At 56.1% G+C, this 12,375-nt stretch carries 7 protein-coding genes; 4 read left to right on the top strand and 3 right to left on the bottom strand.

What is annotated here, in order from left to right:
• Together WA354_RS05340 and WA354_RS05345 are read right to left on the bottom strand one after the other, a co-directional pair.
• Positions 1 to 2,006 (bottom strand): ABC transporter permease (locus WA354_RS05340; RefSeq protein ID WP_472811976.1); only part of this gene is annotated, 2,006 nt, incomplete at its 3' end.
• A 24-nt stretch (positions 2,007 to 2,030) separates the two neighbouring features.
• Positions 2,031 to 2,441 carry a VOC family protein gene (locus WA354_RS05345; RefSeq protein ID WP_472811977.1) on the bottom strand — a complete coding sequence of 137 codons (411 nt, stop codon included), beginning with the start codon at positions 2,439 to 2,441 and terminating at the stop codon, positions 2,031 to 2,033.
• 256 nt (positions 2,442 to 2,697) lie between these two features.
• Here WA354_RS05345 and miaB point away from each other — a divergent pair, with 256 nt between their 5' ends.
• A complete protein-coding gene (miaB, locus tag WA354_RS05350; protein WP_472811978.1) occupies positions 2,698 to 4,017 on the top strand; it encodes a tRNA (N6-isopentenyl adenosine(37)-C2)-methylthiotransferase MiaB in 1,320 nt (439 codons plus the stop codon).
• Between the two features lie 25 nt (positions 4,018 to 4,042).
• Positions 4,043 to 4,531 (top strand): bifunctional nuclease family protein, encoded by a 489-nt coding sequence (locus WA354_RS05355; RefSeq protein WP_472811979.1) that lies wholly within the window; start codon positions 4,043 to 4,045, stop codon positions 4,529 to 4,531.
• A gap of 54 nt (positions 4,532 to 4,585) precedes the next feature.
• On the opposite strand, the gene WA354_RS05360 is transcribed toward WA354_RS05355, so the two are convergent.
• Positions 4,586 to 5,428 carry a YihY/virulence factor BrkB family protein gene (locus tag WA354_RS05360; protein ID WP_472811980.1) on the bottom strand — a complete coding sequence of 281 codons (843 nt, stop codon included), beginning with the start codon at positions 5,426 to 5,428 and terminating at the stop codon, positions 4,586 to 4,588.
• A gap of 379 nt (positions 5,429 to 5,807) precedes the next feature.
• On the opposite strand from WA354_RS05360, the gene WA354_RS05365 reads away from it, so the two are divergent.
• Entirely contained in the window at positions 5,808 to 8,747 is a 2,940-nt protein-coding gene (locus WA354_RS05365; RefSeq protein ID WP_472811981.1) for a BamA/OMP85 family outer membrane protein, read from the top strand.
• A gap of 13 nt (positions 8,748 to 8,760) precedes the next feature.
• A partial coding sequence (locus tag WA354_RS05370; RefSeq protein WP_472811982.1) for a translocation/assembly module TamB domain-containing protein occupies positions 8,761 to 12,375 on the top strand: 3,615 nt, incomplete at its 3' end.

Below are 12,375 nucleotides of genomic sequence, written 5' to 3' on the forward strand. Positions count from 1 at the left end.
CGCACATCATTGTTTGTCTGCTGATCGGGATCGATGGAATTCACCGCCGCACGAATGGAGTGCAACAATTTCAGCGGCGATCCGTCAGCGCGGACGAGGACCTGCACATACATTCCCATAGCCACCGGGTAGGGAACGAACACTTCCGGGAAGACCGGCTTGGAAAGGCCTTCATCAAGCTTGTCCCCGGTAACACCCACAATCAGCAAACCATCTTCGATGCCCGGTGCCGTCAGCAAATAAGGAGGCTGAGGCTTCAATTCCGGAACCTTGATCGTATGACCAACAGCATCACCGGCAGGGAAGTAGCGCTTCACGAAGGCCTGGTTCACCACCGTGATAGCTGCGCCGCGGCGGGTTTCTGCTTCGTCCCAGAATCTTCCCTGCATCAACGGAATTCGCAATGCCGGAAAATACTCCTTGCTGACCATATTGAAACGTATCGATTGGTCCCCGGAAGAGGGCTTGCCCACAATTTCGAACTTGGTCTTGAATCCATTGTCTGGCGGAGTCGCGTTACTCGAGACCGCTGCGAGTTTCACACCCGGAACCGCTGACACTTTTGCATACAATTGTTCGAAGTAGGCGGCTCTCTCAGGCCATGTCTTGTACGAACCGTCGTGTATCGGAATTCCAACCGACATGATGTCGTGCGGATCGTAACCGAGCCTGGTGTTCGCTACTTTTAGAAAACCTTCAATCGCCGCGCCCGCGCCTGCCATCATTAGCAGCGTGAGCGCGATCTGGCCGCCAATCAGGATTGAGTGCGTTCTGCGCCCCTTCACATCTCCAGTCGTCTTGCGGGTATTCGATTGCATGATCTGGCTGACTTCGGGCCGGGAGAGCTGCCAGGCCGGCCACAGCCCAAACAGAATCCCGGTAGTCACCGCGACAAGAATCGAAAAGATCAGCACAGGAACGTTGATTTGAATTGCGGCTTCATGAGGGAACGAGAATTCCGGAAGATTGGCCACAATCACAGCGATGGTTTTGTAAGCGAGCAGAAGGCCCAACCCTGCACCGGTGAGCGAAAGCAGTAGAGACTCCGTGAGTAATTGGCGGACAATCCTCGACTGGCTCGCTCCGATAGCCGAACGCACTGCAAACTCGTGCTGCCGCGCCGTTGCCCGGGCAAGAAGCAGAATGGAGACATTGCCGCAACCAATTAGCAGCAGCAGAGCAACCGAACCAAACAACAGGTAGAGAGTGCCTCCGAGTTGCTTGACGAAATCTTCGTTGAGACCAACCACATGAAGGTGCTTCCAATCTTGCGGGAAATGCTTCGGCGTCTCCTTTGCGAATTGACGAAGGAGTGGTTCAAGCGCGGAGTCGGCCTGTGCATGCGTAATGCCGGGTTTCAGTCGAATGCCCGCATAGAATCCCTTCACCTGGTCCCCGGTAATCTTCAGCGGCAGGTAGACGTCTCCGTCACCCCACGTAAAGCGCGCGCCGGAAACACCAACAATGGTGTAGTTCTTGCGCAACAGCTGAATCGTCTTGCCCAGCACGGACGGATCGCCGTTGAAGTGTCTCTGCCAGAACTTGTAGCCGAGCACGACAACCGGCTGCGGATCCTGACCGTCGATCGCATCTGATGGCTGCAACCCGCGACCAAGCGCCGCTGGTACACCCAGAAAGTTGAACCCGTTCGAACTGAGATAAACGCCCTGGACGTCTTCCGGGAGATCGGCGCCTGTGACTGTCAGGCTCCAGTCATCTTCAAGGAATGTATCCTCCACTACGGGCGACTTGCGGAGTTCCTGCCATTGCGAACCAGTCACCCCAAAGCCGTTCAGATCACCCGATGGCATCGTCAGACGCATATGTATCATGCGATCCGGGTCTTTGTATGGATACGGGTCCATCAGGATCGCATAGACAACGCTGAATACCGCTGTTGTAGCTCCGATTCCCAGTGCCAGCGAAACAATTGCCGTGAGGGTGAACCCGGGCATCTTGATCAACTGCCTTATACCGAAACGGATATCCTGGAACACCGTCTTCATGTGCGCTCCTTCAACGTGAGATCGTCAGGCGGACCACTGGAAGCAGATACCGAACCCATCGGGGTCTTTCAAATAGAGCTGTTTCATGCCGTACCACGCCACCTTCGGCGGACTGGCCTCAAAGCCTTGTGCCACGAGATGCTGATAGGCGCCATCCACATCGGGACATCCGAAATAGAGGCAAGTGTCCTGGTGCCCAGACCAGCGTCCCGCATCGGGTGCCTCCGGCACATCGTCCGGATCGTAGGCTGTGTTCAGCATGATCGTTGCATTCGAAAGCCGCAGCATCGCCCAGTTCACGTCATCGGGATCGTCCGACATCGCTTTGGACCTCTCCGTGACCGTGAACCCCAGCACGTCGCGATAGAACCGAATCGATCGCGGCATATCAAACACCTGCACCATCGGAGCCAAACCCTGAACTTCAATTGCCATTGAGAGGAACCTCCGGGGATTCTGCGCCGTGGCGCACCTGGGCTTCGGCTTCAGTAAAGCAAGCTGAAGCCCAATAGCATAGCTACGCAAGTTGTTGATTTGATGTTCGGAACGAAGGGCTACCGTTCAAAAACACTGTACGATTCCGGCGCCTCGTGTTCAGAATTGGACGGTTTTCCATCGATTCGAGCCGATCAAGGCGATGCGCCTGCTCCAAAAGTTTACGTTCTAGAAATGCTCTATACTCAAACTTGCTATGGCCTCCGAAAAAACCTTCTACCTTGAAACTTTCGGGTGCCAGATGAATGCCCATGACTCCGAAAAGGTCATTGGCACATTGCTCCACGAAGGTTACCGCCAAGTCGACACTGAAGAAGACGCGGCCTTGATCCTCTACAACACCTGTTCCATCCGCGATAAAGCCGAACAGAAAGTCTTCAACCGCCTCAACGACTACAAGAAGCTGCACAAGGCCGGCAAACGCTTTGGGGTGCTGGGGTGTGTTGCCCAGCAGGAAGGCGAGCGGATATTCGAGCGAGCGCCCTATGTCTCACTCGTCTCCGGATCAGCTTCCTACCGCAAACTCCCTGAGATGCTCGGCCGCCTCGAAGCTGGCGAGAACCGCATCACTGGACTCGACGACCGGCAGACCGACGAGACCTTTGAAACCGAATTTACTTCGCGTCAGAATCCCTATCGCGGATACATCACCATCATCGAAGGCTGCGACAAATTCTGCGCCTACTGCGTGGTCCCTTACACGCGAGGCAAAGAGCGCAGCCGCGGATCAGTCTCGGTGCTGGCGGAAGCGCGCCGTATCGCCGACCAGGGATACACCGAAATCCAACTCCTCGGCCAGAACGTCAATAGCTACCGCGATCCGGAAGGGAAGTTGAGCTTCGCCGAGTTGCTCGCAGCCGTCGGCCAGGTCCCGGGCATCCGCCGCGTGCGGTTTACTACAAGCCATCCCCGCGATTTCACGCGGGACATCGTCGAAGCCATCGACGCCTACTCAACCCTCTGCGATCACGTGCATCTCCCGGTTCAGTCCGGCTCATCGCGCGTCTTGAAAATGATGGCCCGCGAATACACAACCGACTGGTATCTTGAGCGCATCAGCTGGATTAAGTCAGCGAAGCGAAGGATCTCGCTGTCGACGGACATCATCGTTGGGTTTCCTGGAGAGACCCCTGACGATTTCATCCAGACTATGGACTTGCTGCAGGAGGTCCAGTACGATTGCGTCTTCGGTTTCAAATACTCCGGCCGGCCCAACACTCCGGCCTTGACCATGATCGATTCCGTTCCCGAGACAGAGAAAGCGAAGCGACTCCAGGTCGTACTTGATCGACAACGAGAGATCCAGAGAACGAACTACGCCATGCATTTAGGGGAGCAAATGGAAGTGATGGTCGAGGGTACAAATCCGGCCCGTGGCCAGATTTCCGGCAGAAGTACCCAGAACAAGCCGGTCAACTTCACGACATCTCTGCCCATTGCGCCGGCACCGGGCTCCTATATGAAGGTGAGAATCACAAACACATTTCCCAACAGCCTCGTCGGAGAGGCCGTTTAAGGCAGTAGCGAGAGAGGGAGCGCCCATGGACATAGAAGTGCGAATCCGCGGTTTGATGATGGATCCATCCACAAACATGCCGATCGTCGTGCTCAAAGACGTCGGCTCCGACACTGTAATGCCCATCTGGGTTGGGATCTTTGAGGCCAACGCAATCGCCATCGAGATAGAGAAAGTGTCAGCTCCGCGACCGATGACTCATGACCTGGCCAGGAATCTCATGCGCAACATGAATGCTCGGCTGGAAAAGATAGTGATTACGGAACTTAGAGACGATACCTTCTTTGCACTTCTGTGGATTCGCCAGGACGGCGAGCTGATGACCATGGACGCACGCCCGTCGGATGCTATCGCGCTGGCGCTCCGCGCTGACTGTCCTATTTTCGTATCCGAACAAGTCATGCAATCAGCAAAGTTGAATATGGCCGGTCCACCAGAAGGCCCCACGGCCGAAGAACTCCGCGGCTGGCTCGAAGGCCTCAATGATGAGGACCTTGGCCGATACAAAATGTAGGGAAGCGAAGCTACCAGTTCGGCTCCGGGAAAATTGTACAGACTTGAGGGTGGCCTATGGTGGCAGAACCCTCTCCGCCGCGGCAGCTTCGATCTGGCTGTTAATCTCTGCCCCCAGCAGCAGCATCAACCCGGTGATGTAGAACCACGTCAGCAAGATGATTACAGCTCCCAGCGACCCATACGTTACGGTGAAGTTGTTGAAGAAGTGCAGATAGAGGCGCAGGCCAAACGACGCCACCAGCCACCCGGTAATGCCAACCGATCCGCCCGGCGTCAGCCAGTGCCAGCGTCTCTTTCTCCAATCCGGCGCCCAGTAGTAAAGCACCGCAAATGTTAGTGCCAGCAACGCGGTGGCCACGATCCAGCTTGTTAACCTGATGCCTAGTTCTGTGGCCGTGCGCACCAGCAGTTCAGAGATGCTACGATCTGCCATTCGCGCATAATAGTCGCCCAGCAGCATGGAGGCCAGTCCAAGCGTCACGATGATCGTGAGCAGAATCGTCAGTGCGATAGCCTGAACGCGCGCCGCGATATACGATCGCGAGTCGTCAATTTTGTATACCGCATTCAGTGTGTCCTGGATTGCCGATATTCCCACCGACGCCGACCAGATGGCCGCGATCAGCCCAAACGTAACCTTGCCCGGTGTGGCAGCAGCCGTCGTTTCATTGAAGGTGCTCAACACAGTTCCCAATGCCGCCGTAGGGATCACCACCGCGAGGTAATCGAGCAATTTGTCATAGAACTGGAAGGCAGAGCGGGCCGCCAGGCCCAGGACGGAACTTGCGCAAAGAAGCGTGGGAAATAGCGCAAATAGGAAATAGAATCCCAGCTCCGCCGAATGACCGAATACGCGATCCTCGATCAGCGCCTTCCACGTTCTTTTGATGATCAACCTGGGCGGAACTCCCTGAAGATTCCAGAGCGATTCGAGCGGGAAGTGAGACACGGTCTCCCAGATTCGCCGTTCCCGGCGATTCAATCGCGGATCGACGCTGGATCTCTCGGCAGAGATAAGCCCCTCGAATCGAAAGCAGCGATCACTTTGCCTTGGATGCGCGGCAACACCGGATCGATAGTCCGGCCCCCACGCCGATCATTGGGTATTATGCAATCCTTCCATCCGGGAAAACACTGTGTCCGCTATCAAAGCATCGGCGCACTGAGCAAACAGGGCTTTCCGACTCGCATCCAAAACTCCAATGGAGTCTCAAACCGGAACTGCGCAGGGAACTGCTCCGCGCCACGCGCGAGCCGCCAGATGGCTTCCCATTGTGCTGACCATATCCGTGCTTGCATTTCTATCCGCAGCAGTTGGAGCCCAGATCCCGCAAGACTCCGACACGCCGCCGACTGAGCAGATTCTGGCTTCTTACGAAGGCCAGCCCGTCACGACCATCGATATCGCTGGACGCCCCGACCTTAAGGTTGCCCAATTCACATCGGAGTTCGCGCAACAACCCGGCCAGCCGTTCGACAAGCAAAAGGTCGACCGTACTGCAGCCGCTCTCAAAGCCGCTGGCCGTTTTCGCAATGTTCGCGTCCATGTGGAACCCGAAGCCAAAGGGCTGCGCGTCCTGTTCGTGATTGAGCCGGCTGTCTATTACGGCATCTTTCAGTTTCCGGGTGCTGAGCGCTTTGCCTATCCCCGGCTGGTGCAGGTCGCGAACTATGTCAGTCAGTCTCCGTACAATGCCACTGAAGTTGAGCACGATCGCCGATCGTTGATGCGCTTCTTTCAGCAGACGGGCTACTTTCAGGCCCAGGTCTCAACCGAGCTCAAAATCGATGTCCAGCATGAGATCGTAAACGTGATTTTTCACTCCGATCTTGGCCGCAGGGCAAAGTTCGGTGCCATCGACATCGCCGGCCTTCCCCCCGCTCAATCCACAGATCTGGAGCATCGTCTCACCACGCTCTTTACCCGTCTTCGCGGAGCGGCGATTCGCAATGGCAAAACCTATAATCGCGCCACGCTCAATAGGGCGACGAACTATATAGAAGACCGTCTGCGGAAGGACGGATTCCTTGCCGCTCAGGTCAAACTTGAAGGCGCCGAGTACCATGCAGACACTAATCGCGCCGATATTCATTTCAGCGTTAACCCAGGCGCCAAGACTCACGTGCTCATCGCCGGTGCACACCTCTGGCCGTGGACAAAGAAGGCCTTGCTGCCCGAGTACCAGGGCGTCGGCGTAGATGAAGAAACCGTGCAGGAAGGACAGCGGGCACTCATCTCCTACTACCAGAAGAAGGGCTACTTCGACGTGAAGGTAACGTCAGATATGACCGGAGACGAAAAGCTTCGCACCGTCGTCTATCACGTATCCAAGGAGAAAAAACACAAAGTTAGTGACGTGCGCATCACCGGCGAATCACAGTTGAAAGCGGATGATCTTATGCCGCACGTCGTCGTGCAGAAGAAGCGTCTCTTTTCGCACGGCCAATTCAGCGATCAACTTGTTCGCACCAGCATCAACAATCTCAAGGCCGTTTACCAGTCGCAAGGGTTCAGCAGCGTGGAGGTCACTTCTTCGGTGGTCAATCACGGCGGCAACATCCAGGTTGCTTTCCGCATCGCGGAAGGCCCGCGCGACATTGTGAATGCGCTATCCATCGAAGGTGCTCACACCTTTCCCCAATCGCAATTTGCGCCTGATGGGCTGAAGGTAGCTGCGGGACAGCCGTATTCCCAGGCAAACGTGCAAGCCGACCGCGCCTCAATCGTTGCGAACTACCTGAAGGCGGGGTATCTCTCTTCAAGCTTTCGTGAAACTGCCACGCAGGTATCCAAGAGCGATCCGCACCATATCAACGTCGTCTACCACATCTACGAAGGCCCGCGCGTTTTCACCGGCGATATATTGACGCTGGGCCGTGTTCGAACCCAGCAGCGCCTCATCAACCAGGACATCGCGCTCATCAAACCGGATCAGCCACTCACCGAAACAAGTCTGCTGACAGCCGGTAGCAACCTTTACAACCACACCGGCGTCTTCGATTGGTCCGAGGTCGATCCCAAAAGACAGATAACCACGCAGACGAACGAAGACGTCCTCGTAAAAGTGCATGAAGCAAAGCGCAATGACTTTACCTACGGCTTCGGCTTTGAAGTTATCAACCGTGGTGGAAGCGTTCCCAGCGGAACCGTTGCGGTGCCCGGTCTTCCGCCCGTTGGACTACCCTCCGATTACACGACCAGCGAGGCTACGTTCTGGGGGCCGCGCGGAAGCCTGCAGTACACACGCAACAACCTTCGCGGCAAAGGCGAGTCGCTTTCTGTAACCGCATTCGGAGGCCGGCTGGATCAGCGTGCAGGCATCTACTACATCGATCCGAACTTCCGCTGGTCATCATGGAAGTCCACCGCTTCGTTCTCTGCCGAGCGCAATGAAGAAAATCCGATATTCTCGTCGCAACAGGAGATCGGCAGCCTCCAGATCCAGCGGTACATCGACAGCGCAAAAAAGAATCTCTTTTTCGTAAAATACAACTTCAGCAAGACAGACCTTACGCGCATTTTGATCCCTGACCTCGTTCCACCTGAGGATCAGCACGTTCGACTCTCAGGTTTCGGAGCAAACCTTACGCGCGATACACGCGACAATGTTCTCGACGAACACAAGGGCGTGCTTGGCTCCCTTGAACTAGACGTCTATTCGACCAAGCTTGGATCCAACGTCGACTTTGCAAAACTGACCTCGCAGGCTGCATTCTACAAAGAGAAGTTTCACCATATCGTTTGGGCCAATAGCATTCGCATCGGTCTTGCGCAGCCTTTTGCCAATAGCTTCGTTCCCTTGAGCGAGGCATTCTTTACCGGCGGCGCCGATTCGCTGCGCGGATACCCCCTCGATGGTGCCGGGCCGCAGCGCAATGTCTTTGTGTGCAGTACCGGCCAGACCATTCCAGATTGCCCCCAGATCAGCGTGCCCAGCGGAGGAAACGAACTGCTCGTCATCAATGCCGAAGCCCGGATACCGGTCCCCCTGAAGAAAGGCCTCAGCATCGTTCCGTTTTATGACGGTGGGAATGTATTTCCACGCATCGGCTTTCACGATTTCACTTCGCTCTATTCGAACAACGTCGGCATCGGCTTGCGTTATTCCACACCCGTCGGCCCAGTGCGCATCGACATCGGACACAATCTGAACCAGCCGGTTCCGGGTGTGAGCGCAACACAATACTTCATCAGCATCGGCCAGGCATTCTGAGGAATTCACAATCATGCAGCCCACTACCAGCGCTCCTGATCCCCACGAACCGCGACCCCCTCGATCCCTTCGCCGTCCTCTGCTCATCGCCACACGGTTCATCGCCGTATTCATCGTCTTTCCCATCCTGCTTGGTGCCGTAGTTTTCGCGATTCTGGTGAACACCTCACGCGGGCACGCGTATCTTATTAACTTGATCCAGAAGCAGGCCGAGACAAGTCTGGGAGTTCCCGTACGCCTTCAGAATTTGGATCTGCACTTATTCAGCCTCAGCGCCGACCTCTACGGCCTCACGATTGATGGCGCCAGTCAGCACCCCAATCCGCCGTTGCTCCAGGTGCAGCATGCCGAGGCAGCTGTTCGCGTCGTCTCCGTTTTCAGGCACCAATGGTATTTCGATAACATTCGCATCGATAATCCTGTCGCGCAGATATATGTCGACAAGAACGGAGTCTCCAACCTTCCCACATTCAAGAGCAGCAACAACAGCAGCAACACGACAGTATTCGATTTGGCCATTCGACACGCCGTCCTCGCCAATGGAGCGGTCTTCTATAACAACCAGCCAAGCTCCCTTGCGCTCGATCTCAGCAATGTTCAGTTCAACGCTAAATTCAACAGCGTTCTGCAGAAGTATTCCGGAACGCTGGCCTATTCGGATGGCAGGTTCAACTACGCGGGTACCCAGGCGCCCACGCACGCGGTCAGCCTGCAATTTGAGGCCACGCCAACAACGTTCCATCTCTCGCGAGCGCAGATCCAATCCGGCAACACGAATCTCGTCCTCAATGCAACGATCAATAACTACAGCGCGCCCGTTGTGCAGGCCCAATACAACGCAACGGTGGATGGCCAGCAGTTAGCCGGAATTCTGCACGACCCCACCATACCGGCAGGCCTGGTCTCCGTCTCCGGCAACGCGAAGTATCACTCGATGCCCGGGCGCACCCTTCTGCAAAGCCTTACCGTGCAGGGCGATCTCACCAGTCGCGAACTGGTCACCAGGACCTCCTCGCTTCACGCCAAGATTTCAAACATCGCCGCCCACTATTCGTTAGCCAATGGCGACGCGACGTTGCGCGATTTCCGCGCAACTCTTCTCGGGGGAGAAGTGACTGCCCAAGGCACGATGAAGAATATCGGAGGTGATTCGCGCTCGAAGTTTGACACCGCTCTGCACGGCATCTCACTCGGAAGCGTGAAGCGCATGATGGGCTCGGCCGCCTCCACCGGTCCTGTCGAAATCGCAGGGACACTCAACGCGACTGCGACGGCCACATGGGGGAAGACCTTCAACGATCTCCGCGCGCACACAGACGCGACAATCCACGCCGATATGGTCAGAGCACAATACTCGACGCTCGCCGCAACTCAGGCGCCCCAATCGCAAGCGTCACGTGTCCCGTCTCTTGAGAGTCCAATCCCGATTGAGAGCGCTCTCCACGCGACCTACACGCGCGAGAGCCAGCAATTGGCTCTCGACCACAGTTACTTCCACACGCCGCAAACCAATCTGAGCCTGAATGGAACTGTGAGCAAAAACTCCAGCCTCGCAGTTCAGCTCCAGGCGAACGATCTGCGCGAAATCGAGTCGATTGCCGATCTCTTCCGCACACCCGTACCGGGCCAGCCGATGCAAGCGCTTGGCCTTGCCGGTACAGCCTCCTTCAACGGAATCGTTCGCGGCTCAACCTCCGCGCCGCATCTCGCCGGTCAGCTCACCGCTCAGAATCTTCAACTCAAAGGCTCATCGTGGAAACTGGTTCGCACAAATATCGATGCAAGTCCTTCGAATCTGAGCCTGCAACATGCGGAACTCGATCCAGCCGGGCAAGGTCGCCTTACACTCAACGCCAGCACTCAATTGCAGAAATGGTCGTTTTCCAAATCGAGTCCAGTACTACTTCAGATCAACGCATCGCAGCTTGACATAAGCGAACTCGCCAAACTTGCTGGCCAGCAAATCCCAGCAACTGGCACCCTCGCTGCCAACATCCAAATGCACGGCAGCGTTTTTAGCCCAGAAGGCACTGGCTCTTTAACTCTGACCAATGCGGCTGCATATGGCGAACCGATCTCGTCACTCAAAGCAAACTTCAGTGGCAGCGGTGACGCGGCGCATGCCAACTTATACCTCTCCGCTCCAGCAGGGTCGATCGAAGCTAAGTTAGCAACCAGTCTCAATAACAAGACTTACTCCGCCGAACTAACATCGACAGGAATCCATCTGGACAAGTTACAACGCCTCAAAACCAGCAACATCAGTCCCGCCGGCGTGGTCAGTATCGACGCCAAAGGGCAGGGAACCTTTGACAATCCCCAACTCGATGCAGCTATCCAGATCCCCCGCCTTGTCGTGCAGCAGCAAACCATCTCAAACATTCGCCTCCAAGCCAACGTCGCTAATCATCAGGCAACCGCTCAGCTCACATCTTCCGCGGTGAACACAGCGATCAAGGCCAACGCTAAGATAGCACTCACCGGCGACTATCCCGCCGATGCCACCCTCGACACGCAAGGCATTCCGCTCGGCCCGCTCATCGCAGCCTACGCACCCGATCAGGCTGCAAGCATCACTGGTCAGACTGAACTCCACGCCACACTGCACGGTCCACTTAAAGACAAACGGCTACTCGAAGCGCACGTCACGATCCCTGTTCTCAAGCTCGCTTACAGCAATACCGTGCAGCTCGCTGCCGTCGCTCCCATTCACGTCGACTACAAAGACGGAACCATCAGCGTGCAGCGCTCTTCGATCCACGGTACCGACACCGATCTGCAATTCCAGGGGACGATTCCAACCGCCGGCAATGCGCCCATGTCTCTTCTCTTGCTCGGCTCCGTCGATCTGCACCTTGCCCAGCTTTTCAATCCCGACCTGCGAACCTCTGGTCAGCTCAAGCTCAACGTCAACTCTTACGGCGCAGCTAACGTCCGAGACATTGCAGGAACCATTGACGTGGTCGACGCCGCATTCTCCGCGCCCGACCTGCCTGTTGGACTTCAACACTGCAACGGTACACTATCCATCACCAAAGACCGCATCAACATCACCCAGCTCCAAGGCAACATGGGCGGCGGCACGCTGACAGCGCAAGGAGGAGTCGCGTTGCGCCCATCTGTCCAATTCGATTTGGGCCTGGCCGCACGCAACATACGCATGCTTTACCCACAAGGTTTGCGCGAGTCCATCGATGGAAATATCCGCCTCACCGGATCACCGCAAGCCGCCCTCCTCGGAGGCAACGTCAACATCGCAGATCTTTCGTTGACACCCGCATTCGATCTCAGTAGTTTTATCGATCAGCTCACCGGCGGCGTGGAAGCTCCGCCTTCGCAGGGATTCACCCAGAACCTCGCCCTCAATCTTGCGGTGCACTCATCAAATAATGTGAACCTCGTCAGCCGCACGCTCAGTGTCGGCGGATCAGCTAACCTGCAGGTACGCGGAACCGTCGCAGAGCCGGTCATCCTGGGTCGCGCCAATCTCACCGGCGGCGACATCATTCTTCACGGAAACCGTTTCGTGCTTACCGGTGGCACCATTCAATTTGTTAACCCCTCAATGACCCAACCCGTCGTCAATCTCACCGTCACCACCTCGATTCAGCAGTACAACATCAGTCTT

It is taken from the genome of Occallatibacter sp. (genome assembly GCF_049802275.1).
Lineage (GTDB): Bacteria > Acidobacteriota > Terriglobia > Terriglobales > Acidobacteriaceae > Telmatobacter.